Raw genomic sequence first — 26,767 nt, 5'->3', positions numbered from 1 at the left:
GTTTAATCTGTCTAATTTTATTTTAAGTTATTATTTTACTTCATTTTAATTAAATTTATTACAGAAGTCTATTTATTGTTGTTTAATAGTTGTGTTTTATGTAAATAGCAGGCTGTTGTGTTTTTTTAATAATGTTAAAAAATACATTGGTCTTTTATACATTTATATGTACTTTTCCCTTTTTAAAACTATAAACTAACCATTATGAAATTTAAGATTTGTTGGACTAACATGGCTACTAAGGGAATTATTGGAGCCGCACTTTTGTTTAGCACATGGTCTAATGCACAGGGATCTGACCCAATTATTGAGGCAATTGTAAAAGAAGCTAGTGAAAATTCTCACCTAGAACAATATGCCTTTGAGTTAATAGATGTAATTGGACCAAGACTTGTAGGTACTCCTCAAATGATGCAAGCCCATAACTGGGTAGTAGATCAATACCAGGATTTAGGATTACAAGCGCGCAATGAGCAGTATGGAACTTGGAAAGGCTGGGAAAGAGGTACAACAAATGTTACCATGCTTTCACCAAGGATTAAATCTTTAGAAGCTACCCAATTGGCTTGGAGTCCATCAACTGCAAAAAATGGTGTTAGTGGGGAAGTAGTAATTTTAAAGGATGTAGACAACCCAGAGCAATTTGCTCAATGGTTGAAGACCATCAAAGGAAAGTTTGTAATGATTTCTCTATCCCATGAATCAGGGCGTCCTGATCACCAATGGAAAGAATATGCAACTAAGGAGTCTTATCAGAAGATGCAAGAAACCAAAAAACAAACTATTGAAAATTGGAATAAACGAATAGAAAAGACTGGTTATACTAGTAGAGAATTACCTCTAGTTTTAGAGCAAGCTGGAGCAGCAGGAATTGTAATGTCTTATTGGACTGGTACAATTGGAGCTAATAGAATTTTCTCTTCTATAAGTGAGAAAATACCAACAATTGATATTTCAAATGAAGATTACGGTTTATTGTATCGTTTAGCTCAAAATGGTAAAACCCCTACAATCAATGTTAACGTACAAAGTAAAGATTTAGGAGAAGTTCCTACCTTTAATACTATCTCTGAATTTAAAGGAAGTAAGTACCCAGATCAATATGTTGTTTTATCTGCGCACTTAGATAGTTGGGATGGAGGAACAGGGGCAACCGATAATGGGACAGGAGTTATCACTATGATGGAGGTAGTTAGGATATTGAAAAAAGTATTACCTAATCCTAAACGAACTATTTTAGTTGGAAATTGGGGGAGTGAAGAACAAGGACTAAATGGTTCTCGTGCTTTTGTAGAGGATAATAAAGATATTCTTCCTAATATTCAAGTACTCTTAAACCAAGATGCAGGTACAGGTAGAATTGATTATTTACCAGGAGAAGGATTTTTACATTCTTACGCCTTTATTTCCGATTGGTTATCCGGGGTGCCACAAGAGCATAAACAAGCTTTACAAACTAATTTTCCTGCAGCTCCTTCTGAAGGAGGATCCGATCATGCAGCATTTGTTAGCGAAGATGTTCCAGCTTTCTTTTTAAACTCGACAGAATGGGGCTACTCTGATTATACATGGCATACTAATAGAGATACCTATGATAAGATTGTGTTTGATGATGTAAAAAGTAATGCCATTTTAATTGCAATTATGGCCTATAAAGCAAGTGAGCAAGAAGAGCAGACATCTAGAGAGAAAATTGAGCTTCCTACCGATGCACAAGGTAATAAAAAGGCTTGGCCTACCAGTAAAGGGCCTAAAAGAACCTTTAAATAGTATAAAAGCTATCCAATATTTGGATAGCTTTTTTTACATAAAATTATCTTAAATAACAATCTAGTACATAGCTATAATATAGTTATGAGTAGGGTATAGTTTATTATTATGTGTTTATTTTGATAAAAGTTTAATTAATTATTTCTTTTATTGTGAAGTTGTTTTTTTATTTATTTGTAAGTGAAAGAGTATTTGTTTAATTTCCGCCTCGCAAACAAAACCTTAAACTATTAAAATATGAAAATTAACGTAGAGTTAAGTACACAAATTCGTAAAAGCGTACTAGCTGTAGCACTTTTATGTGGATCGGTTGTCCTAGCGCAAAATAACAATCCAGTTATAGATGCTATTATTAAAGAAGGAACAGAAAACTCCCATTTAAAAGAATATTCTTTTGAACTTTTAGATGTTATTGGACCTCGTTTAGTAGGTACTCCAGAGATGATGCAAGCACACAACTGGGTAATTGACAAATATAATGACCTAGGAATCGATGCGCGTAATGAAGAGTATGGTACTTGGAAAGGTTGGGAAAGAGGAACCTCTGAAATAACTATGTTAACTCCTAGAGTGCATACTATTGAAGGAATGCAGCTTGCATGGAGTCCTGCGAGTAAGAAAAATGGCGTTGAAGCAGAAGTAGTAATTCTAGAAGACTTTCAAAATAAAGCAGAATTCGAAGCTTGGTTAAAAACAATCAAGGGGAAAATCGTGATGATCTCTATGCACCAAAAGACTGGAAGACCAGATTATCAGTGGAAAGAGTATGCTACACCAGAGTCTTATCAAAAGATGGTAGATCAAAAGAAAGAGGATACTAAGAATTGGTCTAATCGTATTAAGAATACAGGATATACTGCAAAGACTCTTCCTCGTGCATTAGAAGAGGCAGGAGCTGTTGGAATCGTAACTTCTAACTGGAGTGGAGTAGTTGGAGCTAATAAAGTTTTTGCTGCTCATACAGATAAAATTCCAGCTGTAGATATCGCTTTAGAAGACTATGGTTTACTATACCGTTTAGTTGAGAATGGTAAAAAGCCTACTATTAAGATCAATACAAAGAGTAAAGATCTTGGAACAGTAGCTACATATAATACAATAGCTGAATTCCCAGGGAATGAGAAAAAGGATGAGTATGTAGTTTTATCTGCTCACTTAGATAGCTGGGATGGTGGAACAGGAGCAACCGATAACGGTACAGGAATTATTACCATGATGGAGGCAATGCGTATTTTAAAGAAAGTATTGCCAAATCCAAAGAGAACTATATTAGTTGGTAACTGGGGTAGTGAAGAACAAGGATTAAACGGATCTAGAGCTTTTGTAGCAGATCACCCAGAATTACACGATAAAATACAAGTAGTTTTTAACCAAGATAATGGTACAGGGCGTATAGCTAATATTTCAGGTCGTGGTTTCTTACATTCTTATGAGTTTTTAGGAGATTGGTTATCTAATGTTCCTAGCGAGTATAAAAAGGATTTACAAACAGATTTCCCAGGAAGCGCTATAGGTGGTAGCTCGGATCATATTTCTTTTGTAAGTAAAGATATACCTGCTTTTATGTTAAGTTCATTAGGTTGGGGGTATGGAAACTATACATGGCATACTAATCGTGATACAGCAGATAAGTTAGTGTATGATGACCTTCAAAATAATGCTATACTAATTGCAATCTTAGTTTATATGGCGAGTGAGCAAGAAGATAAAGTAAGCAATGAAAGAGCAGTTTTACCTTTATTAAAAGATGGTACTCGTTTACAGTGGCCAGAGAGTAAAGGACCAAAGCGTACTTTCGACTATTAATTTATTAAGGCTTTTATAAAAAGTATATATAAATGTGTTGTAATAAAAAACAGCTTGTAGAATTCTACAAGCTGTTTTTTTTATTAAAGTAAATTAGCTCTTTTTAGTAAAGGATCTACCTTAGGTTCTTTCCCACGGAAATTAATATATAAGTCCATTGGATGTTTAGTTCCTCCTTGCGATAAGATATTTTCTTTGAATTTAGTAGCCACTTCTTTATTAAAGATTCCTTTTTCTTGGAAGTATGCAAATGCATCTGCATCTAAAACCTCTGCCCACTTATAACTGTAGTACCCTGAAGAATATCCACCTTGGAAAATATGAGAAAAGGAAGTACTCATTGCATTTTGCTCTACATCTGGAAATAATGCAGTAGATTGGAATTGTTGTACTTCAAAATCTTTAATACTTTCAATTTTACTTGGATCTTGGCTATGGTATCCCATATCTAGAAGACCAAAACTTATTTGACGTATAGTTGCCATTCCTTGTTGAAAAGAAGCACTTTGTTTGATTTTTTCAATTAATTCCATAGGAATTACTTCTTTGGTTTGGTAGTGCTTAGCAAACAGTTCTAATGCTTCTTTTTCATAACACCAGTTTTCAAAAATCTGACTTGGAAGTTCTACAAAATCCCAATAAACATTTGTTCCAGACAAGCTTGGATAAGTTGTATTGGCTAACATACCGTGTAGGGCATGACCAAACTCATGGAATAGGGTTGTCACTTCATTGAAAGTTAAAAGTGAAGGTTTTGTTTGAGTAGGTTTAGTAAAATTACATACTATAGAGATATGTGGTCGATTATTTTGGTTGTTTAAAATATATTGACTCTTAAAACTAGTCATCCAAGCCCCATTTCTTTTGCCTTTTCTAGGAAAAAAGTCTGTGTATAGAAGACTGATATAGTTATTGTCTGCGTCGAAAACTTGGTAAACATCTACTTGCTCATGATAAGTATCGATGTCTTTTGCCAATTCAAATTTTAAACCAAAAAGTTTATTTGCTACAGCGAAAGCCCCTTGTAATACATTCTCTAAAGAGAAGTAAGGCTTTAAAATTTCATCATCTAAATTGAAGCGTTTTTGCTTTAGTTTTTCTGAATAATAAGCTGTGTCCCATTTTTGTAGGGTGTCAATTTGATCTAATTCTTTAGCAAATTGAGTTAATTCTTCTACTTCCTTTAATGCTGCTGGTTTAGCTTTTACTAATAGGTCATTTAAAAAGGTCAATACCTTTGTTGGGTTTTGAGCCATTCTTTGCTCTAAAACGAAATCTGCATGTGTAGGATAACCAAGTAGGTTAGCTCTTTGATGACGTAAGTTTACTAACTTAATAACATTTTTTTGGTTGTCATGTGCATTATTTTGAAATCCTTTGGCTCCTTGGGCTATGGCTAATTCTTTTCGTAGTTCACGGTTGTCCGCATAGGTCATAAAAGGAATATAGCTAGGATAGTCTAGAGTAAAGACCCATCCTTGTTTACCTAAGTCTGAAGCGGTTATTTTTGCCTGCTCAATTTCTGTAGCTGGTAAACCACTTAAGTCTTTTTCATCGGTGATATGCAGATGATAATTATTTGTCTCAGCAAGTACATTTTGACCAAAGTCTAAAGAAGTAGTTGCTAAATCTGTATCGATTTTTCTTAAGGCCTCTTTTTCCTGATCATTTAGCAGTGCTCCATTACGTACAAAGTCTTGATAATTCTTATTCAATAAAGTTTGCTGCTCCTGTGTAAGAGTTAAACTATCCTTTTGCTGGTAAACCGTTTTTATCCTTTTAAAAAGATCTTCATTTAATGTAATATCATTGCTGAATTGTGTTAATAGCGGAGCAATTTCCTGGGCAATTTCTTGCGTTTGGTCATTAGTTTCAGCAGAGTTGAGGTTAAAGAATAAGTTAGAAAGCACCTCTAGATGCATCCCTGTAAAAGCAAGAGCTTCTATAGTATTCTCAAAAGTTGGCTGTTCTTTATTGTCTATAATTTGATTGACTTCTAATTTTGCTTGTGTAATAGCATTGGTAAAAGCTTCTTTGTAATCTTGTGTTTTTATCTCACTAAAAGGAATGCTTTCCAATTTAGTTTGAAAAGGTTTATTTAAAATTGACATGTTTTTAAAAAAATTAAATAGGTAATAGTATAAAAGTAAGGATTTTTATAGAAGTAAGCTGTTAAAGGATTGGGAATATTTCTTGTTTTATAGTCAAAGGTGAATTGCTCAGAAGGTGTTTTTTTGTTTTGTGCAAAAGCTATAATTTTGGTGTACATAAAAACATTAAACTATGTCTATTTTAAGTCAAGAGGAGCAAAGTCTTTTAAGAGAGCAAATTCTATTAGCTAATAACCAAGGTAGCTTAACCAAGGTACAGTTGGATATCTTATTTAAGCACAATTTATTTAATATGTTTGTGCCAAAGCAGTATAACGGCTTAGAGTTAGATTTTATAAAGGCTTTAGAAATCCAAGAATCCTTAGCTTATATTGATGGTAGTTTAGGATGGACTACTACTTTATGTAGTGGTGCTAATATGTTTGCGGGTTATTTACAACCCGCGGTATGTGAGGATATTTTTTCTAATCCTAAGGTTTGTTTCGGAGGGAGTGGCAAAGTAGGGGGTATAGCCCATAAAATAGGAGAAGAATATATTGTAAATGGTCAATGGAATATTGTCACAGGCTTGGAGCACTCCACTATCTTTACTGCTAACTGTCAAATTATTCAAGATGGTATAGTTTTGAAGAATCCTGATGGGAGTGATTTATACCGCTCTTTTTATTTTTTTGAGGATGAAATAACCATTCATAGAAATTGGGATATGATTGGATTAAAGGCTACAGGTAGCCATGGTTTTAGTGTTAAAGATGTTCAAGTAGGGGAAAATCGAGTGTTTAGTATTGTAAAGCAGGCTAGTTTTAATACAAATGCTATTTATCGTTTTCCGTTTTTTAGTTTTGCACGTTTTACTTTAGCTGTAAATCATTTGGGCATGCAACAAAATTTTTTAGATCAAGCAAAGAAATACTTTTTAGAACTGCCTTCTAACCCTTATTTAGAATTGCATTTGTCTGTTGTGGATACGATAGAGTCTAGTGTGAAACAACATAGAGAAGCTTTTTATTCTCTTGCCCGTGTAATTTGGGATAAGGTGCAAAATGATATTAGTTTTACCAAAGAAGATATAGTTAAAATTAATACTTTATGTAAAGATCTTGTCTATGAAGGTAGGAATAGTTTAAACCAAGTTCTCCCTTATTTAGGACTAGAATTATGTAGACGAAACTCCTGTCTTCAACTTATCTATAGTGACTTAATTACCGCTTGTCAGCATAGCTTATTTATAAGAGAGCAATGTTAGGTATAAATAAAATAAGCTCGACTAATAGCCGAGCTTATTTTATTTAATAATCAGTAATCTTCTTTTGTAAGTGAGAGGATTTACTGGAAGTCAATAATTATTATTTTAGGTCTTGAGCTGCTTTTAATACTGCTTGTTTTAGACCTTCTTTATATGCTATCATTTTGTCTAATAATTCTTGGTTTTGACTAGCAAGAATTTGTAAAGCCAAAAGACCTGCATTTTTAGCTCCATTTAAAGCTACAGTTGCTACAGGAACTCCTCCAGGCATTTGTAAGATAGATAAAACACTATCCCAACCATCTATAGAGTTGCTTGATTTTACAGGTACTCCAATAACTGGTAGTGGGCTCATAGAAGCTACCATTCCTGGAAGATGAGCTGCTCCACCTGCTCCAGCAATAATTACATTGATCTGGTTTTTATGTGCATTGGTAGAAAAGTCAACTAGTTTTTCTGGAGTTCTGTGTGCAGATACAATATCAACTTCTACATCAACACCAAATTCTTTGATAATATCAATGGCATCTTTCATGACAGGCATGTCAGAAATACTACCCATTACAACGGCTATTTTCATAGTTTATTTACTTATAACTTGGATTGTTTGTTTTACTTTTTGTGCAATTTCTCTTGCGCTTTGCATATCTTGGTTTACGATAGTAACATGTCCCATTTTTCTGAATGGACGTGTATCTCTTTTTCCATATATATGTGGAGTTACTCCTGGGATACTTAAGATTTCTTCCATTCCTTTATAGTGAACTTGGCCAGTATAGCCTTCTGCTCCAGCTAGGTTAACCATAATACCAGCTAACTTGCTTTCTGAGCTACCTAAAGGTAAATCTAAAATTGCACGTATGTGTTGTTCGAACTGAGAAGTAAAACTAGCCTCTATGCTGTAATGTCCAGAGTTGTGCGGTCTCGGTGCTACTTCATTAACTAAGATATCATCTTGGTTAGTTTGAAACATTTCTACAGCTAATAATCCAACGTGATCAAAACATTGAGAAGCTTTTAAAGCTACTTGAATGGCTTTTTCTGCAACTTCTTTATCAATTCTAGCAGGACATATAACATACTCGACTTGATTGGCTTCAGGGTGGAATTCCATTTCTACTACTGGGTAAGTAGTCACTTGTCCACTAGCACTTCTAGCAACAATTACAGCTAATTCATTTTTAAAAGGAATCATATTCTCTGCAATGCATTCTCCATCAGCAAGAGTGTTTAAGTCCTCTATATTGCGTACCACTTTTACACCATTGCCATCATATCCAAATTGGGCAGCTTTCCAAACAAAAGGAAGAGCTATCTGCTTGTCTAAGATACTCTGTTTTAGTGTTTCAAGATTTTCAAAACGCGTAAAAGGAGCTGTTGGAATTTGATTCTCGATATAGAATGCTTTCTGTTTTGCTTTGTTTTGAATTAAACGAAGTGTTTTTGCTGAAGGATATACTTTAACTCCTTCTGCCTCTAGTTTTTCTAGAGCATCTAAGTTTACATTTTCAATTTCAATAGTAAGTACATCTACTTGTTTTCCAAAGTCATATACCGTTTTGAAATCCATTAAATCTCCTTGCTCAAACTTAGTTGCTCCAAACTGAGCAGGTGCATCTTTGCTAGGATCTAAGATATAGGTTGCTATATCAAATTTGCGGGTTTCACTAAGTAGCATCTTACCTAATTGACCCCCACCTAATATTCCTAAACGGAAATCAGAGGAAAAGTAATTCATTGTGTCGTTGTATAGTTATGTTGCAAAGATACTTCAAAAAAGTAAAAAAATATAGCAATGTTACAATACCTTCTAAAGCTTAGTATAATTTTTAGTTTGATTTTTAATTTGTTAATTTTTAAAAGGAATATTTAGGAAGTTTCAGATTTGTTGGAACTTATTCCATTAAGGTAGGTTGGTGATAGAAAACATTACTAATAAAAAGTTAAATAATCTTTTTAACCTATTGAAAAATAAACTATATTTGAAATAATAGCGGTTGCGAATTTCTTAGCATTAGCAAGGTAGATTCCTGTAACTAATACTTTTCTATCCTGACTTTTTTGCTGATTTGCCCTTCTTAGAGATAGATAAGAATACAGGATGTAAATAGATAAGTTAGCTTTTGAGGAGATGAGGTGTTTTTAAAGATTGTCTTTGTAATTTAAGTGCATAGAAACCCCATCCTACTTAGTATAGGAAATCAAATCCTTTAGGCGAAAAGTAATAAAAAAACTCTTTCTTTTTGTATATTTGCACTTTATCAAATTACAAAACAATGGAAATACAAGTTTTAGACAAGAAATTTGTACCCTTTATTTCAGAGGAACAGATTCAAACTAGGTTAAAGGAATTAGCTAGTGAAATAGAAGTGGATTTACAAGGAGAAGTACCTGTATTCATTGGAGTGTTAAACGGATCTTTCATGGTGCTTTCAGATTTAGTAAAGCATTATAAAGGAGCATGTGAGATAAGTTTCGTGAAAATGGCTTCCTATATAGGAACACAGAGTACGAATCAAGTGAATCAATTACTAGGATTAGATATCGATGTAACAGATCGCGTAGTAATTATTATTGAAGATATAGTTGATACTGGTAATACAGTAGTGGCTTTGAAAAAGCTGTTTGATCAACAAAGAACTAAAGAAGTGAAAATTGCTACGTTATGCTTAAAGCCTGAAGCTTATGATAAAGACATAGTTTTAGATTATGTAGCATTTGAAATTGAGAATAAGTTCATCGTAGGATATGGAATGGATTATGATAAACACGGACGTAATTTAGCGGAGATTTATCAGATAAAAGAATAATTTAACAATACACTAAAAGGTAAACAATACAAAATGATTGCAATAGTTTTATTTGGAAAACCAGGTGCTGGTAAAGGTACACAAGCAGAATTTCTTAAAGAAAGATATAACCTGACTCATATATCAACAGGAGATGTTTTTCGTTACAATTTGAAAAATGCTACAGAATTAGGTAATAAAGCAAAAGCTTTTATTGATAAAGGAGAATTAGTTCCAGATTCAATTACAATTGATATGCTAGCAGATGAAGTTGCTAAGAATATGGATAAAGCTGGTTTTTTATTTGATGGTTTCCCAAGAACTATTACGCAAGCTGAAGCTTTAGAAGAATTACTAAAACAAAAAAACATTCGTTTTGTTGGTACTGTTGGTATCGATGCTGATGATGAGGTTTTAGTAGAAAGAATTCTAGAAAGAGGAAAAACAAGTGGTCGTAGCGATGATCAAGATGCGGAGAAAATTAGAAACCGTTATCAAGAATATAATGAGAAGACAGCTCCTTTAATTGATTTTTATACTAAAGAAAATAAGTATAATGCAATTAATGGTATTGGAGAAATCCATGAAGTAACAGAAAGATTAAATAATGTTATCGATAACATTATAAAGTAAGTTTTATACTAAAGGTTATTCAAAGTCCTGTTTATATAACAAGACAAGTGGAAAAAAAACATCGATTATGACTGAAGGGAATTTTGTAGATTACGTAAAGATATATGTAGCCTCTGGTAAAGGTGGTAGAGGATCCACGCATTTACACCGTGAAAAATTTATTGAAAAAGGTGGACCTGATGGAGGTGATGGTGGACGTGGAGGACATGTTTACATTGTCGGAAATGAAGGCCTGTGGACACTTTATCATTTAAAGTTTGCTAGACACATCAAAGCTGAACACGGTGGAGATGGAGCGAGTTCTCGTAGTACTGGTGCAGATGGTGCAGATCGTTATATTGAGGTTCCATTAGGAACAGTAGTGAAAGATAAAGAAACTGGTGAAGTACTTTTCGAAATTACTAAAAATGGCGAAAAGAGAATAGTAGCTGAAGGTGGTAAAGGAGGATTAGGAAACTGGCACTTTAGAAGTTCAACTAATCAAACTCCACGTTATGCTCAACCAGGTATTCCTGCCCAAGAACTAGATATTGTTTTAGAATTGAAAGTTCTTGCAGATGTAGGTTTAGTTGGATTTCCAAATGCTGGAAAATCGACTCTATTATCTGTTTTAACTTCAGCAAAGCCTAAAATTGCGGATTATCCGTTTACCACTTTAAAACCAAACTTAGGAATTGTAGCTTATAGAGATTTCCAATCTTTTGTGATGGCGGATATTCCTGGTATTATTGAAGGGGCAGCCGAAGGTAAAGGTCTTGGACATTATTTCTTAAGACATATTGAAAGAAACTCAACTTTATTATTTATGGTTCCAGCCGATGCAGAAGATATCGTAAAGGAATACGAGATTTTATTAGATGAGTTAAGAAGATATAATCCGGAGATGTTAGACAAAGATCGTTTAATTGCTATTACTAAGTGTGATATGTTAGATGAAGAATTAATTGAGGAATTGACTCCACAATTAAATGAAGGGTTTAAAGACACTCCTTATCTTTTTATTTCTGCCGTAGCAAATAAAGGATTAGTAGAGCTGAAAGATAAACTTTGGCAAATGCTAACAAAATAATATTAGCTAGAAGCTATTAAAAGCCGATTTTTTTAAGATCGGCTTTTTTTATATAGTATTGTTTTTTAACTATTTATTTATCAGATAATAAAGTATATTCGTATTAATTAACACTTATAGAATTTATGAAAAAAATTATTTTAATTCTTACCGCTTTTCTCTTATTAGGGCCTAATCAAATAAGAGCAAACGAAGGTATGTGGTTTTTGATGTTCATTGAACGCTTGAACCAAACAGATATGGAAAAGATGGGGCTGCAATTAACTGCGGAAGAAATCTACAGTATAAATAACCACTCTTTAAAAGACGCTATTGTACAATTCGATGGAGGGTGTACAGCTGAGATTGTTTCAAAGGAAGGTTTGTTGTTTACTAACCACCATTGTGGATATGATAAAATAGCAGACTTAGCTACTCCTGAGGATGATATTCTAACGGATGGTTTCTGGGCTAAGGACAAAGCTTCGGAACGACATGCAGAAGGTTTATCTGTACGTTTTTTTGTGCGCATGGATAATGTTACAGATCGTATCTTAGGTGTGGTAAATGATCAGATGAACGAAGCAGAGCGTGAGAAGGCAATTAACCAAGAAATTGAAAAAATCCAAAAAGAGAATAACGAAAACGGAAAGTATACTGTATCAGTGAAATCCTTTTTTCAAGGAAATGAATTTTACTATTTTGTGTATGAAGACTTCCAAGATGTTCGTTTAGTAGGAACACCTCCTAATAGTATTGGGAAATTTGGTGGAGATACTGATAACTGGGAATGGCCAAGACATACTGGTGACTTTTCTATCTTCAGAGTATATACAGACAAAGATGGTAACCCAGCTAAATACTCTTCGGATAATATTCCTTTAAATCCAAAACACTATTTACCTGTTTCAATTAAAGGGATTCAAGAAGATGACTTCGCTATGATTTTAGGATACCCTGGTAGAACAAATCGTTGGATGCCTGCTCAAGGGGTATATCAAAATATTGAATTTGCATACCCAGCTTGGGTAGAAGGATCGAAGTTAGGTATGGATGTGATGAAAAAGCACATGGATAAAAATGACCAAGTTCGATTAAACTATGCGTCTAAATATGCTGGAGTTGCTAATTATTGGAAGAATCGTCAAGGAATGATCGATGCTTTAAATGAGCACAAAACAGTTCAGACTAAAACTAAAGAAGAAGAAGCTTTTAATGCTTGGGCAAACCAACCTGAGAACAAAGAAGAATATGGGCAGGTGATTGCGGATTTGAATGCTTATTATGCAGCTACAAATCAAAAAGCAAAACACGATAATTATTTAACCACTATGCTTCGTACTTCTGCTATGATTGGTTTACCAAGTCGTATGGAAAGAAATCTATCAGAATATATTGCATTACCAAAAAGCAAACGTACCAAAGAACTTCCAGCTTTAAAGCAATTGGTTCATGATAGATTCTTAGGAGTAGATCAGGCTTTAGAAAAAGAAATGCTTGCTAATCAACTTTCTCTTTATTGGCAAAGAAATCAGGGATATCCAGTATCTTCATATGTGCAGGAAATAGCCAAAGAGTATAACGGAGATTTCCAGGCCTATGTTTCCAAAGTTTTTGATACAAGTATTTTTGCTAGTGAAACTTCTCTAGATAGCTTCTTAAAGAATCCTTCTGAGAAAGTATTGGAGAAAGACCCATTACTTCTTCTAAGTAAAGATTTAATGCAAATGTATCGTCTTAAGAGTGACGAGTTGGCAAAATTAGAGGACAAGTATTTACGTGCATATAGATTATTTGTTGCTGGTATTTTGAAAAATGACCCACAAGGTAAATACTATCCAGATGCAAACTCTACTTTGCGTTTAAGCTATGGAGCAGTTACGCCTTTACCTAGAAATGGAAAAGTGAATGATGCTAGTGAAAACTGGTTTACTACTTTAGATGGAACCATTGCTAAGCATGTTCCAGGTGATGAGGAATTCGAAGTGCCTAGTAAATTAATCCAATTGAATCAAGAAAAAGACTATGGTAGATATGCCGATAAACAAGGTGCTTTACCGGTTAACTTTTTAACCAACCACGATATCACAGGGGGGAACTCTGGGTCACCTGTTTTGAATGGCAAAGGGGAATTAATTGGTTTAGCCTTTGATGGAAATATTGAAGCAATGGCAGGAGATGTTATTTTTGATCCTGAATTACAAAGAGCAATTAATGTTGATATACGCTATGTACTTTTCGTTATCGATAAGTATGCGGGAGCTCAAAATATAATTGATGAGTTAACGATAGTGGAGTAATAAAAAAAATGTCTAAAGAAATTTAGACATTTTTTTTTTGGTTTTATTCATAAATAATAGGTGTTTGAAAGAATTTTAATTGTTTTTACTAGTTATTTCGCTTTATAAGACGTATAAATATATTCAAGCAGATTATGTAAAATAATAAAGTTGTATTTTTACCTGCAAAGAGTAGAATTCTATAAAAAAAAATATATACAATGCGTTTACATTTTATCGCAATTGGGGGTAGTGCTATGCATAACTTGGCTTTAGCTATGCATGCAAATGGGCATATCGTTACTGGAAGTGACGATGTGATTTTCGAGCCTTCCAAACAAAGACTTTCTGAAAAAGGATTATTACCTAGTGAATTAGGATGGTCTGTAAATAATATTACTTCTGATATTGATGCAGTAATTCTTGGGATGCATGCTAAGGCAGATAATCCTGAGTTAATAAAAGCCAAGGAATTAGGCTTGAAAATATATTCTTACCCTGAGTTTATTTACAATCACTCTAAAGATAAGACAAGAGTTGTAATAGGTGGTTCCCATGGAAAGACTACTATAACAGCTATGGTTTTACATGTAATGAAATACCATGATAGAGATATAGATTATTTAGTTGGTGCCCAACTAGATGGTTTTGATACAATGGTACACCTTAGTGAAGACAATGAGTTTATTTTAATCGAGGGGGATGAGTACTTGTCATCTGCTATAGATTTACGCCCTAAGTTTCATTTATATAACCCTAATATTGCTTTAATAAGTGGTATTGCTTGGGACCATATAAATGTGTTTCCTACGGAGGAAAACTACATTGAACAATTTAAAATCTTCATTAAGAAGATGGTTAATGGTGGTATTCTTATTTATAATAGTGAGGATTCCTTACTTAATCAAATCGTAGAAGATAGTGAACAACCTATACGTAAGATACCTTATGAAACACCAGAGTACCAGGTAATAGATGGTGTTGCTTATTTAGATACCCAAGATGGCCCTATGCCATTGGAAGTTTTTGGAAAACACAACTTATCTAACTTACAAGGAGCTAAGTGGGTTTGCCAGAATATGGGGATTGATGAAGAGGATTTCTATGAAGCAATTTCTAGTTTCAAAGGGGCTTCTAAGCGTTTAGAGAAAATTTATAAAGATGACAAAACGGTTGTCTTTAAAGATTTTGCTCACTCTCCATCTAAAGTTAAAGCATCTGTGGAAGCAGTAAAGGAATTATTCCCTAATAGAAATGTTATAGCTTGTTTAGAGCTTCATACTTATAGTAGTTTAGATCCAAGTTTTTTAACGCAATACAGAGGTACTTTAGATAAATGTGATCAAGCAATCGTTTTTTATAGTTTAGATGCAGTTAAAGTAAAAGGTTTAAAAGAGATATCTAAAGCTGAGCTAGAAGCAGGCTTTGCATTACCTTCTTTAGTATCTTATACGAACTCTTCTGAATTTAAAGATTTCCTGAATAATGTTGATTTAAACAATAGTGTTTTATTGTTTATGAGTTCGGGAAATTATGGTGGTTTAGATTTAAATGAATTTTTACAAAATAGAATAACATAATAAATAAATATGTATACAATTACTCCAGAGAATATATTATTAATAGGTTCAGTTCTTTTATTTATAAGTATTTTGGCTGGCCGAACTTCCTTTAAATTTGGTATCCCTGTCTTATTAATGTTCCTTTTTATTGGAATGTTAGCAGGCTCAGAAGGAATAGGTGGCATTTACTTTGACAACCCTTCCGTAACCCAATTTGTAGGGATGGTTTCTTTAAACTTTATATTATTTTCTGGAGGATTAGATACTCATAAAGATGATATTCGACCCATTGCCACTCAAGGAGTTGTTTTGTCCACTCTAGGAGTTTTACTAACAGCATTTGCTGTGGCTGGGTTTGTATATTATATTACTCCATTTAACTTTTTAGAATCTCTATTATTGGGTTCTATCGTGTCTTCTACTGACTCGGCTGCTGTATTCTCCATCTTAAGGAGTAAAGGCTTAGGCTTAAAGAATAATATTCGTCCAATGCTTGAATTGGAAAGTGGAAGTAATGATCCGATGGCCTATGTTTTAACCATTACTGTTATTGGGTTTATGCAAATTCCTGAAACCAGTTGGGCATCTGTTTTAGAATCTTTCGCATTACAAATGCTTATTGGTGTAGCTATAGGATACCTTATGGGGAAAGTAGGTCGTTTTGTTTTGAATAAATTAGATCTAGGTTATGAAGGCTTATATATGGTTATAGTACTTGCCTTAATGTTCTTTACTTTCTCATTTACCGATTTAATTAAAGGGAATGGATTCTTAGCTGTTTACTTGGCAGGTTTGGTTTTGGGTAACTCTAAGATTATCCATAAAAAGCAAATTATTCGTTTCTTTGATGGGATGGCATGGATTATGCAAATTGTTTTATTCTTGACATTAGGATTGTTAGTTTTCCCTTCTGAAATTATTGCAGTTGCTGGAATAGGAATTGCTATTTCTATTTTTATGATCTTAATCGCACGTCCTGTAGCAGTATTTATTTGCTTAGCCTTTTTTAAAATTGATATTCGAACCAAAATTTTCGTATCTTGGGTAGGTTTAAGGGGTGCAGTTCCTATAGTATTTGCAACTTATCCTATGGTAGCTGGGATTCAGGGAGCGGATACAATATTTAATATAGTGTTTTTCATTACCCTTATTTCTATACTATGTCAAGGTAGTACTATTTCTATAGTGGCAAAGTGGTTAAATTTAGATTTACCTGAAACGGAGAAATTGAAAGAACAATTAGCCCTAGATTTAGACAATAGGGAAATGACCTTGATGGCAATTGTGGATGTAAAGGATTATTATCCTGTTGTAAACAAAAGTTTGGTAGATATCGATTTACCAGCAAGTGTAATCATTGCAATGATTCGTCGTAATAAACGCTTCTTTATTCCTAATGGGTCTACTATTATTGAGCCAGGGGATAAGATTGTTTTCCTAGCAAGTGATAGAGAACAAAAGCGTCAAACTACCGCTTTCTTTAGAGGAGAGGGAGTTTTGGGATTGGACTAGTTTTTAATAGAAAGAGTATTAAATATAAATTTTTATTATTATGATCACCAATGAAGATCCTAGAGGAAATTTGCCAGAGCATGAGCAGGCAAGTTTCAAGGCATTAAGCCTAGGTATGGGAGGACTAACTAATAGTGAAGTTCTTTCTTTGTTACTTTGTGACAAACAAGGTAGTGTTCAAGTTTTAGAGGCAAGCGATAAAATCCTTAGTGCTGCAAACTGAAGCTTAGAAGATTTAGCTCGTTATAATTTTCATGACTTATGTGAAATCCATAGCTTGGATAGACATGTGGTATTGCGAATATTAGCGGCTTTCGAATTGGGGAGGAGGCGAAAGTTCATCCAAAAAAGAAAAAGCACTCCCATTACAAGTAGTGACGATGTTTATAAAATGATGCGTCCCTTACTACATGACTTACCTCACGAGGAGTTCTGAATATTAATTTTGAATAATGCCAATGTCGTTACTAATAAGGTTTGCCTAAGTAAAGGCGGTCTTATTTGTACCATTGTGGATTTGCGTATTTTATTTAAAGCTGCCTTGGATCACCGTGCAACAAGTTTGATTTTAATTCATAATCATCCTTCAGGGAATCTGATTCCAAGTGAGGCAGACTTCGCTGTTACCAAACGTATTCAAGCAGGTGCATCTACATTAGACATTCGAGTATTGGATCATGTTATTATTAGCTCAGAAGGTTTTTATAGTTTCGCAGATAAAGGAGAAATATAACTAATCAACGAGCAAAAAGAGATTTTTTTAATTTAAGCACATATACAAGTTGAAGACGAATAAATTTAAGGGGAAGACGGATATTTTCTTTGACCTAGATCATACTTTATGGGACTTTGAAAAGAATTCTGCCTTAGCATTTGACAAAGTAATACAAGAGTTAGAGTTACCTTTCTCTTCCGATAAATTCTTACATTTTTATAAAGATATAAATGAAGAGTATTGGGATAAGTACAGTCTAAATTTGGTTACTAGGGAACAGCTTAGAGTGGGCCGTATAACCGATACGTTCCTAGCTTTAAATCATGTTTCTAATACCCAGGAAGTAGATCAAGTAGGGGAGTTATATCTTAATTACCTGCCAGAGTTTAATCATTTGCTAAATGGAGCCGAAGAACTATTAAACTATCTTAAGCCAAAATATGGCTTACATATTATAACTAATGGTTTTGGAAATGTGCAACAATCTAAATTGAGAAACGCTGGTATATTAGACTATTTTAGTACTGTAACGGATTCAGAAAATGCAGGTGTGAAAAAACCAGATGCTAGAATTTTTAACTATGCTTTAGATAGTGCCAATACTACAGTTAATAAAGCTGTTATGGTAGGTGATAATTTACTAGCAGATGTACAAGGTGCTATTGGAGTAGGAATGGATGTTATTTACTATAACGAAGGCAAAAAGCCTACTACTATAGAGGTAGCTCAAGTCCATGATTTAACACAGATTAAATTATTGCTATAAGCGTTCAAAGCTTTGTATTATGCTAAAAAAAAACCAAGAGGCAGATTGCTTCTTGGTTTTTTTTTAGTAATTATATTTTAAGTTCCATCGGTTTCTTAGAAACTCTCTAGTTGCATTTTCTCTATTGTTTTGGCCAGGATTATAAAATAGAGTTCCACTTAACTCATCCGGTAAGAACTCTTGGTAAGCAAAGTTGTTTTCATAATCATGAGAGTACTTGTACTCTTGTCCATAACCTAATTCTTTCATTAATTTGGTTGGTGCATTTCTTAAGTGAATTGGTACACTTAAGTCTCCAGTTTGTTTGACTACTTGTTGGGCTTGGCCAATGGCAAGATAAGTGGAGTTGCTCTTTGGTGAAGTTGCTAAATAAATGGCGCATTGACTTAGTAGAATTCTACTTTCTGGATTACCGATAACGGAAACTGCTTGAAAAGTAGAAGTTGCCATAATAAGAGCCGTTGGATTTGCATTTCCAATATCTTCCGAGGCTGCAATAACTAATCTTCTTGCGATAAACTTCACATCTTCTCCACCTTCAATCATTCTTGCAAGCCAGTATACTGCTCCATTAGGGTCGCTTCCTCGAATGGACTTTATAAATGCAGAAATAATATCATAGTGTTGCTCTCCAGTCTTATCATAGAGGACTGTATTTTTTTGAATAATACGCATCACCATTTCATCGGTGATTATTATTTTATTGCTAGAGGTTGAATTGATAATTAGTTCAAAGGTGTTAAGAAGTTTTCGTCCATCCCCTCCAGAGAGTCTAAATAAGGCTTGGGTTTGTTCTAGTATTATTTCTTTGGATTGAAGAATTTTGTCTTCTTTTAATGCACGATGTAGTAAGTTCTCTAAATCTTCCTTTACGAAGGCATTTAGGGTGTATACTTGGCAACGAGATAAAAGGGCTGGTATAACTTCAAAGCTTGGGTTTTCTGTTGTTGCCCCTATAAGAGTTACCCATCCTTTCTCCACTGCTCCAAGTAAAGAGTCTTGTTGAGATTTGCTAAAGCGGTGAATCTCGTCAATAAAGAGTATAGGGTTTTTAGCAGTAAACAACCCTGGTGCAGCTTTAGCTTTATCGATGACTTCACGAATGTCTTTAACTCCTGCATTAATTGCACTAAGTGCAAAGAAAGGTCTTTCACTTTGCTGAGCAATAATTTGGGCTAAAGTAGTTTTACCCGTACCAGGAGGTCCCCAGAAAATCATAGACGGGATAAAACCCATTTTCAATTGGTTGGTAAGTATACCATTTGGTCCAACTAAATGACTTTGACTGACATATTGATCTAAGGTACGAGGTCTAACTCTTTCTGCTAAAGGTGCGTCCATAATTGATTTATTTGTAGTGTAAAAATACAATGCTTTTTCAAAGTTACAATATAATTCTTTATGCAGCTTTAGACGTTATAAAGCCAGAATGTACAGGGAAGGTTAAGTTCTCAGAGAATCAGAGAAATCACTGTAAAGTTTTTTATTCTTCTTTTGGGAGTAGTAGTTTTATAAAGGGGTTTTGTAGTTTCGGATAACAAAATCTAAAACAGTTTGTAAGATGTCTCCCATGGATTGGCAGGTTTTAAACTTTATGTCTTTTGTTATCTTAAATAATCCCATTTTAAGTTCATCAACTCTGTTAGGTGTAGAGATGCGATCTTGCCTCATTACCTTAACCAAGTTTTCAACTCTTTCTTTATTGCTCGTAGTACGTCTAACAAGTACAGATCTTATTTCCTTACGGTATTGTTCGATAGAGTTTTGTTTTAGTTTTTTTAATACCATATCAACCATTACAAAATTCTCTTTGTAAAATTGAGGTAAATAAAACTTATAGTTACCTTCATAGGCTTCTTGATCGAAGTCTATGGCTCTAATTTTATAGTTTACTTGATCGAAATCATGGGTGGGAATAACTACATAATTATAGGAACGCATATCACCTAACAATCCAATGAAGCATTTTTCATTGAATTTTACAAACTCTTTTGCAATTTGGGACTTTTCTAATTCTGTACATTTTGGAAGGTAATCAGCAATGAAAATGTCTCCTGGTATTCCTAATATATGCTCTTCAATTAATGTGTCTTCATATACCAGGTAGTTCATAGTATAAGGAGAGAGCATTTCCTCTACTTCTAAACCATATATTCTCGAAGCATCTGCTTTTTTTATATATAAGTTTGTAAAGTTATCGTTTAAGACATTTCTTACTCGAATCCTAAAGGGTTTTGAGTTTCCGAAAGAACAGTAATCTATACTGTCAATAGTTAGATATGCAATAGAATCTAGTCCACCATCTGAATGTAAAAAGGTATATGCTCTAATTAAAGAAGCTTTTATTTCTTCATATTCAAATTCGGGATAGTAGACTCTAAGCCATAAAGTGTCATTGCCATGCTTATCCTCTAAGTTGATGTAGCCTGAGAATCGCATAAGGTCTTCATAGGATACACTAGTTGTGGTGATGCGTTTATATTTTTCCAAATAGGCCCTTAGTAAAGGGCTTATTTGGAAATGTGGTTTTTTCTTTAAGGCTTTAATGTCTTTCAATGCTTATCTTCTTTGTCTGATTGCTTCATATAGGAAAGCTCCACAAGCAACAGATACATTTAAAGAATCAATTACACTATGCATTGGTAATTTAGCTTGTTGGTCAATTATTTTTAAAACAGAAGGATTGATTCCTCTGTCTTCACTTCCCATGATTATAGCTAAAGGTACGTTTAAATCTGTATCATAGATCAAATTTTCTGCTTTTTCTGTAGCACCTAATGTAATGACACCAGAACCTTGTAGGTAAAACACAGCATCTTTAATATGATCTACTTTACAAATAGGTATGTTAAATACAGCTCCAGCTGAAGTTTTTACTGTATCTCCGTTTACTGGTGCAGCTCCATTTTTAGAAATAATTATTCCGTCTACTCCACAACATACGGCTGTACGGATAATAGCACCAAAGTTTCTCGCATCAGAAAGTTGGTCCAGGATTAAAAAAAGAGGTTTGTCTTTATTTTCTAAAACCGATTCCACTAATGTTTCTAATGGTACAAAAGAAATTGGCGCAATACTAGCAACAGCACCTTGGTGGTTTTTGCTTGTAAGGCGATTTAGTTTTTCAACTGGTACATAAGAAAAGTTAATGTTATTCTTTTTAAGAGCTTTAAGAAGGCTACTCATAAGTTCTCCATTAGCATCTTTTTGAATAAATACTTTGTCTATATCTTTTCCTGCTTCAATGGCTTCGATAATTGCGCGAATACCAAAAATTTGATTGTCTTTGTCCATGATACAAAGGTAAATATATTTTGTTATAGTAATAGGTCACTAAGCTAAACTTATTGACTTATTCTTGTTTTTTGCTGTGTTGTTTATCCGTTGTTAATAAAGTCAGTAGGTCAGTAAAGATTTTGGAATTGGGTTATTACGGAATAATAATTAATTTAAAGTAAGTAAGAGACTTTATTAGGTAATAACTAATTTTAAAGAGGGTTATTCCTAAGCAAGTTGTTGTATGTTAAAATATTATTAATAAATAAAGTTTTTTTTCTGCGTTTATTTTTCCTTTTAATCTTTAAAGAGAGGATGGTTTTTTGTCCCTAAATAACTTTCATGCCTTTGTTTCTCTTGCTTTTTGGACCTTTAGTGTTGATTTTAAGATAGCTGGCTCTTTAATTAAAGATGATTTCGATGAAAAAAAAATGAACAATATCATTGAAAATTAGTGTTTTGCCTTTTGAAAAACAAAATAAAGTTCATACATTTGCAACCCCGTATATAGTGCGGGATAATATATTGTAGAAATTATTAATAAACATTATGCCAACAATTCAACAATTAGTAAGAACAGGGAGAACCCAATTGACTAAGAAGAGTAAATCGGTTGCTTTGGATTCTTGTCCTCAAAGAAGAGGTGTTTGTACACGTGTTTATACTACTACGCCAAAAAAACCTAACTCTGCAATGCGTAAAGTTGCAAGGGTACGTTTGACAAATGGTAATGAAGTAAACGCTTACATCCCAGGTGAAGGACACAATTTACAAGAGCACTCGATAGTATTAGTTAGAGGTGGAAGGGTGAAAGATTTGCCAGGTGTTAGATACCACATTGTACGTGGAGCTTTGGATACTGCTGGAGTAAACGGTAGAACACAAAGAAGATCTAAATACGGAGCAAAACGCCCTAAAGACAAAAAATAATCGTATAAACGTTTAAGAACAAGACATGAGAAAAAGACAGGCTAAAAAGAGACCTCTTTTACCGGATCCAAAGTTTAATGACCAGTTAGTAACACGTTTCGTGAACAACTTAATGTGGGATGGGAAAAAGTCTACAGCGTTTAAAGTTTTCTATGATGCTTTAGCAATTGTAGAAGAGAAAAAACAAGATGAAGAAAAAACTTCATTAGATATGTGGAAAGATGCATTAACTAACGTTATGCCACACGTAGAGGTACGTTCTCGTCGTGTTGGAGGAGCTACTTTCCAAATTCCAATGCAAATTCGTCCAGATAGAAAAATTTCTATGGCAATGAAATGGATGATTTTATATGCTAGAAGAAGAAATGAGAAATCTATGGCTGCTAAATTAGCATCTGAAATCTTAGCTGCGGCTAAAGAAGAAGGAGCTGCTGTTAAGAAGAGAATGGATACTCATAAAATGGCTGAAGCGAATAAAGCATTCTCTCACTTTAGATTTTAATCCATACAGAAACTATATACAATGGCAAGAGATTTAAAATATACAAGAAATATTGGTATCGCTGCTCACATCGATGCTGGTAAAACTACGACTACAGAGCGTATTTTGTTCTACACAGGTAAAAACCACAAAATGGGAGAGACTCACGAAGGATCTTCTACAATGGACTGGATGGAGCAAGAGGCTGAAAGAGGTATTACTATTACTTCAGCTGCGACTACTTGTACGTGGAGTTTCCCAACGAAACAAGGTGAGAAGACACCTGAGTCAATGGAATACCACTTCAATATTATTGATACTCCGGGACACGTTGACTTTACAGTAGAAGTTAACCGTTCTTTACGTGTATTAGATGGATTAGTTTTCTTATTTAGTGCAGTAGATGGTGTTGAGCCACAGTCTGAAACTAACTGGAGATTAGCTGATAACTACAAAGTTCCTCGTATGGGGTTTGTTAACAAAATGGACCGTCAAGGTGCAAACTTTTTAGGAGTTGTTCAGCAAGTTAAAGATATGTTGAAATCAAATGCTGTGCCAATTGTTTTACCAATTGGTGATGAAGCAGATTTTAAAGGTATCGTTGACTTAGTTAAAAACCGCGCTATCGTATGGCATGATGAGAATCACGGAACGACTTTTGACGTTGTTGATATTCCTGCTGATATGGTTGATGATGTAAAAAAATACAGAGGTCAACTAATCGAAGAAGTTGCTGGTTATGACGAAAACTTATTAGAAAAATATATGATGGATGAGTCTTCTATTTCAGAAGATGAAATTCATGCTGCACTTAGAGCTGCTACTTTAGATATGAGTATTATTCCTATGTCTTGTGGTTCTTCTTTCAAAAACAAAGGAGTGCAGTTTATGTTGGACGCTGTATGTCGTTACTTACCTTCTCCAATGGATAAGGAAGCTATCGAAGGTACTGATCCAAATACAGAGGAGCCAATTTCTCGTAAACCATCTGTAAGCGAGCCTTTCTCAGCTTTAGCATTTAAGATTGCTACAGATCCTTTCGTAGGACGTTTGGCTTTCTTTAGAACTTATTCAGGACACTTAGACGCAGGTTCTTATGTATTGAATACTCGTTCAGGAAACAAAGAGCGTATCTCTCGTATTTACCAAATGCACGCTAATAAGCAAAATGCAGTTGAGTACATTGAAGCAGGAGATATCGGTGCAGCAGTAGGATTTAAAGATATCAAAACAGGAGATACTCTTTGTGATGAGAAAAACCCTATTGTTTTAGAGAGTATGATTTTCCCAGACCCAGTAATCGGGGTTGCTATTGAGCCTAAAACTAAGGCAGATATGGATAAAATGGGTACTGCTCTTGCTAAATTAGCGGAAGAAGATCCAACGTTCACAGTTAAAACAGATAAGGCTTCAGGTCAAACTGTTATTTCTGGAATGGGAGAGTTACACTTAGATGTATTAATCGACCGTATGAAGCGTGAATTCAAAGTAGAGGTTAACCAAGGTGAGCCTCAAGTTGAATACAAAGAAGCACTTACACGTGGAGCTCAACACAGAGAAGTTTACAAAAAACAATCTGGTGGACGTGGTAAATTCGCGGATATTGTGTTTACAATCGGTCCTGCAGAGGATGTAGATGGTAAGCCATTCGTAGGATTACAGTTCGTAAATGAAGTAAAAGGTGGTAACGTTCCTAAAGAATATATCCCTTCTGTAGAGAAAGGATTTAGAGAAGCTATGAAGCAAGGACCTTTAGCTGGATTCGAAATGGATTCAATGAAAGTTACTTTAACTGATGGTTCTTACCACGCGGTTGACTCTGATGCTTTATCTTTCGAATTAGCTGCGAAAATGGGATACAGAGACTCAGCTAAAGCTGCAGGAGCTGTTATTTTAGAGCCTATTATGAAATTAGAAGTGTTAACTCCAGAGGAGAACATGGGAGATATCGTAGGGGATTTAAACCGTCGTCGTGGTCAAATCAACAGTATGGATGATAGAAATGGAGCTAAAGTTGTTAAAGCTTCTGTGCCATTATCAGAAATGTTCGGATATGTAACTACATTAAGAACATTATCATCAGGTAGAGCTACTTCAGTTATGGAGTTCTCTCACTATGCTGAAACACCTTCTAACATTGCAGAAGCTGTAATTGAAAAAGCAAAAGGAAACGCTTAATCTTAGAGAAAAATGAGTCAAAAAATCAGAATAAAATTAAAATCTTACGATCACATGTTGGTTGATAAATCAGCAGAGAAAATCGTAAAAACTGTAAAGAGTACTGGAGCTGTTGTAACAGGACCAATTCCTTTACCTACACACAAAAAGATATTTACTGTTCTTCGTTCTCCTCACGTTAACAAAAAAGCGAGAGAGCAATTCGAAGTTAGTTCATACAAAAGATTATTAGATATCTATTCTTCATCTTCAAAAACAATTGATGCTTTAATGAAATTAGAGTTACCAAGTGGAGTTGAAGTAGAGATCAAAGTGTGATAATCTACCGAAGATAAAACTTCTAAACTAAGTGCGATTTATCTCGCACTTAGTTTAAACAAACAATAAGAAAATAAATTTCATAATTAAATAAATATTTATGTCTGGGTTAATTGGAAAAAAAATCGGCATGACTAGTATTTTCGATGAAAATGGAAAGAATATTCCATGTACAGTAATCGAATGTGGTCCAAATGTCGTTACCCAAGTCAGAACCATAGAGGTTGACGGGTATGACGCGTTACAACTTGGTTTCGATGACAAGACAGATAAACATGCTACTAAAGCTGAGTTAGGTCACTTTAAAAAAGCTGGTACGTCTGCTAAAAGAAAAGTCGTTGAAATTAAGGAGTTCGAAGGTGAGTATAAATTAGGAGATGTTATCTCTGCTGATTTATTCGAAGAAGGTGAGTACGTAGATGTACAAGGTGTTTCTAAAGGTAAAGGATTCCAAGGGGTTGTTAAACGTCACGGATTCGGTGGAGTAGGTCAAGTTACTCACGGACAAAAAAACCGTTTAAGAGCGCCAGGATCTATTGGAGCGTCATCTTATCCTTCAAGAGTATTTAAAGGAATGCGAATGGCAGGAAGAACTGGAGGAGTTAATGTAACAATACAAAACCTTAGAGTTTTAAAAGTAGTTGCTGAAAAGAACCTACTTGTAGTTAAAGGAGCAGTTCCTGGACACAAAAACTCTTATGTAATCGTTCAGAAGTAATGGAAGTACAAGTTTTAGATATCACAGGAAAAGATACTGGTAGAAAAGTTGAACTTTTAGATTCAGTATTCGGTATAGAACCAAATAATCACGCAGTTTACCTTGATGTTAAACAATATTTAGCAAATCAAAGACAAGGTACTAGCAAAGCTAAAGAAAGAGCTGAAATTGCTGGAAGTACTCGTAAGATTAAAAAACAAAAAGGAACAGGAACGGCTAGAGCAGGAAGCATGAAGAATCCACTTTTCAGAGGTGGAGGTAGAGTTTTCGGACCAAGACCAAGAAGTTTCTCTTTAAAATTAAATAAGAGTTTAAAACGTTTAGCGAGAAAATCTGCTTTATCTATTATGGTAAAGGAATCAAATTTAATCGTTGTTGAAAACTTTAATTTTGAAACACCAAGTACTAAAAATTTCATCAATGTTTTGAATGCTTTAGGATTGGAAAATAAAAAATCTCTATTTGTGTTGGGTGAATCAAATAAAAATGTATATTTGTCATCACGCAATTTAGAGAAGGCTACTGTTGTAACTAACTCAGAATTAAGCACTTACGGTATTTTGAATGCTGGAAGAGTTGTATTAACTGAGGGTTCTGTAGCAGGAATTGTAGAAAACTTAAGTAAATAA

General features: G+C 34.3%; 24 protein-coding genes. 18 read left to right on the top strand and 6 right to left on the bottom strand.

The features are described from left to right. Positions 1 to 204: 204 nt before the first annotated feature. Positions 205 to 1,770, top strand: a complete 1,566-nt coding sequence (locus ACYSNM_RS02370; protein WP_461755462.1) for a M20/M25/M40 family metallo-hydrolase — start codon at positions 205 to 207, stop codon at positions 1,768 to 1,770. Between the two features lie 237 nt (positions 1,771 to 2,007). Further along, entirely contained in the window at positions 2,008 to 3,576 is a 1,569-nt protein-coding gene (locus ACYSNM_RS02365; protein WP_461755461.1) for a M20/M25/M40 family metallo-hydrolase, read from the top strand. Positions 3,577 to 3,659: 83 nt separating this feature from the next. Here the strand turns inward: ACYSNM_RS02365 and ACYSNM_RS02360 are convergent, their stop codons facing one another. Beyond that, positions 3,660 to 5,687, bottom strand: a complete 2,028-nt coding sequence (locus tag ACYSNM_RS02360) for a M3 family metallopeptidase (RefSeq protein WP_461755460.1) — start codon at positions 5,685 to 5,687, stop codon at positions 3,660 to 3,662. Positions 5,688 to 5,859: 172 nt separating this feature from the next. Between ACYSNM_RS02360 and ACYSNM_RS02355 the strand changes: the two genes are divergently transcribed. Then, positions 5,860 to 6,933: an acyl-CoA dehydrogenase family protein gene (locus ACYSNM_RS02355; protein WP_461755459.1), complete on the top strand. Its 1,074-nt coding sequence runs from the start codon at positions 5,860 to 5,862 to the stop codon at positions 6,931 to 6,933. A gap of 100 nt (positions 6,934 to 7,033) precedes the next feature. On the opposite strand, the gene purE is transcribed toward ACYSNM_RS02355, so the two are convergent. Next, the gene (gene purE, locus ACYSNM_RS02350; RefSeq protein WP_461755458.1) at positions 7,034 to 7,513 is read right to left on the bottom strand and encodes a 5-(carboxyamino)imidazole ribonucleotide mutase; all 480 of its coding nucleotides are present in this window, start codon (positions 7,511 to 7,513) and stop codon (positions 7,034 to 7,036) included. Between the two features lie 3 nt (positions 7,514 to 7,516). Next, complete coding sequence (locus ACYSNM_RS02345; protein ID WP_461755457.1) at positions 7,517 to 8,671, bottom strand: 5-(carboxyamino)imidazole ribonucleotide synthase; 1,155 nt, start codon at positions 8,669 to 8,671, stop codon at positions 7,517 to 7,519. Positions 8,672 to 9,209: 538 nt separating this feature from the next. Between ACYSNM_RS02345 and hpt the strand changes: the two genes are divergently transcribed. The 9 genes from hpt (at position 9,210) to ACYSNM_RS02300 (ending at position 18,237) form a co-directional block, all read left to right on the top strand. Continuing rightward, a complete protein-coding gene (gene hpt, locus ACYSNM_RS02340) occupies positions 9,210 to 9,743 on the top strand; it encodes a hypoxanthine phosphoribosyltransferase (protein WP_461755456.1) in 534 nt (177 codons plus the stop codon). A gap of 33 nt (positions 9,744 to 9,776) precedes the next feature. Next, a complete protein-coding gene (locus ACYSNM_RS02335; RefSeq protein ID WP_461753854.1) occupies positions 9,777 to 10,355 on the top strand; it encodes an adenylate kinase in 579 nt (192 codons plus the stop codon). 67 nt (positions 10,356 to 10,422) lie between these two features. Beyond that, positions 10,423 to 11,424 carry a GTPase ObgE gene (gene obgE, locus ACYSNM_RS02330; protein ID WP_461755455.1) on the top strand — a complete coding sequence of 334 codons (1,002 nt, stop codon included), beginning with the start codon at positions 10,423 to 10,425 and terminating at the stop codon, positions 11,422 to 11,424. Between the two features lie 125 nt (positions 11,425 to 11,549). After that, positions 11,550 to 13,703: a S46 family peptidase gene (locus ACYSNM_RS02325; protein WP_461755454.1), complete on the top strand. Its 2,154-nt coding sequence runs from the start codon at positions 11,550 to 11,552 to the stop codon at positions 13,701 to 13,703. Positions 13,704 to 13,903: 200 nt separating this feature from the next. Then, entirely contained in the window at positions 13,904 to 15,262 is a 1,359-nt protein-coding gene (locus ACYSNM_RS02320; RefSeq protein ID WP_461755453.1) for a UDP-N-acetylmuramate--L-alanine ligase, read from the top strand. Between the two features lie 9 nt (positions 15,263 to 15,271). Next, a complete protein-coding gene (locus tag ACYSNM_RS02315) occupies positions 15,272 to 16,756 on the top strand; it encodes a potassium/proton antiporter (protein WP_461755452.1) in 1,485 nt (494 codons plus the stop codon). A gap of 40 nt (positions 16,757 to 16,796) precedes the next feature. After that, positions 16,797 to 16,979 carry a hypothetical protein gene (locus ACYSNM_RS02310; RefSeq protein ID WP_461755451.1) on the top strand — a complete coding sequence of 61 codons (183 nt, stop codon included), beginning with the start codon at positions 16,797 to 16,799 and terminating at the stop codon, positions 16,977 to 16,979. A gap of 222 nt (positions 16,980 to 17,201) precedes the next feature. Then, positions 17,202 to 17,489, top strand: coding sequence for a JAB domain-containing protein (locus ACYSNM_RS02305; protein ID WP_461755450.1), 288 nt, complete (start codon positions 17,202 to 17,204; stop codon positions 17,487 to 17,489). Positions 17,490 to 17,538: 49 nt separating this feature from the next. Further along, positions 17,539 to 18,237, top strand: a complete 699-nt coding sequence (locus ACYSNM_RS02300) for a YjjG family noncanonical pyrimidine nucleotidase (RefSeq protein WP_461755449.1) — start codon at positions 17,539 to 17,541, stop codon at positions 18,235 to 18,237. Between the two features lie 63 nt (positions 18,238 to 18,300). Here the strand turns inward: ACYSNM_RS02300 and ACYSNM_RS02295 are convergent, their stop codons facing one another. From ACYSNM_RS02295 to rlmB, 3 genes are all read right to left on the bottom strand, one after another. Beyond that, on the bottom strand, positions 18,301 to 19,578 hold the full coding sequence (locus ACYSNM_RS02295; protein WP_461755448.1) for a replication-associated recombination protein A: 1,278 nt from the start codon (positions 19,576 to 19,578) through the stop codon (positions 18,301 to 18,303). 168 nt (positions 19,579 to 19,746) lie between these two features. Further along, on the bottom strand, positions 19,747 to 20,793 hold the full coding sequence (locus tag ACYSNM_RS02290; RefSeq protein ID WP_461755447.1) for a hypothetical protein: 1,047 nt from the start codon (positions 20,791 to 20,793) through the stop codon (positions 19,747 to 19,749). Positions 20,794 to 20,796: 3 nt separating this feature from the next. Then, the gene (gene rlmB, locus ACYSNM_RS02285; RefSeq protein WP_461754284.1) at positions 20,797 to 21,531 is read right to left on the bottom strand and encodes a 23S rRNA (guanosine(2251)-2'-O)-methyltransferase RlmB; all 735 of its coding nucleotides are present in this window, start codon (positions 21,529 to 21,531) and stop codon (positions 20,797 to 20,799) included. Positions 21,532 to 22,062: 531 nt separating this feature from the next. Between rlmB and rpsL the strand changes: the two genes are divergently transcribed. The 6 genes from rpsL (at position 22,063) to rplD (ending at position 26,767) form a co-directional block, all read left to right on the top strand. Continuing rightward, positions 22,063 to 22,443, top strand: a complete 381-nt coding sequence (gene rpsL, locus ACYSNM_RS02280; protein WP_002987523.1) for a 30S ribosomal protein S12 — start codon at positions 22,063 to 22,065, stop codon at positions 22,441 to 22,443. 25 nt (positions 22,444 to 22,468) lie between these two features. Continuing rightward, positions 22,469 to 22,945 carry a 30S ribosomal protein S7 gene (rpsG, locus tag ACYSNM_RS02275; RefSeq protein WP_461754283.1) on the top strand — a complete coding sequence of 159 codons (477 nt, stop codon included), beginning with the start codon at positions 22,469 to 22,471 and terminating at the stop codon, positions 22,943 to 22,945. Between the two features lie 21 nt (positions 22,946 to 22,966). After that, entirely contained in the window at positions 22,967 to 25,102 is a 2,136-nt protein-coding gene (gene fusA / locus ACYSNM_RS02270; RefSeq protein ID WP_461755446.1) for an elongation factor G, read from the top strand. Between the two features lie 12 nt (positions 25,103 to 25,114). Then, positions 25,115 to 25,420: a 30S ribosomal protein S10 gene (gene rpsJ / locus ACYSNM_RS02265; RefSeq protein ID WP_026710316.1), complete on the top strand. Its 306-nt coding sequence runs from the start codon at positions 25,115 to 25,117 to the stop codon at positions 25,418 to 25,420. 100 nt (positions 25,421 to 25,520) lie between these two features. Further along, complete coding sequence (gene rplC, locus ACYSNM_RS02260) at positions 25,521 to 26,138, top strand: 50S ribosomal protein L3 (protein WP_461755445.1); 618 nt, start codon at positions 25,521 to 25,523, stop codon at positions 26,136 to 26,138. Then, positions 26,138 to 26,767 carry a 50S ribosomal protein L4 gene (gene rplD, locus ACYSNM_RS02255; RefSeq protein WP_461755444.1) on the top strand — a complete coding sequence of 210 codons (630 nt, stop codon included), beginning with the start codon at positions 26,138 to 26,140 and terminating at the stop codon, positions 26,765 to 26,767. The genes rplC and rplD overlap by 1 nt, the downstream gene beginning before the upstream one ends.

The sequence above is a fragment of the Myroides sp. LJL116 genome (genome assembly GCF_054871685.1).
Note: the sequence above shows the minus strand (reverse complement) of the source record. Positions and strands in the feature narration are given on the sequence as shown.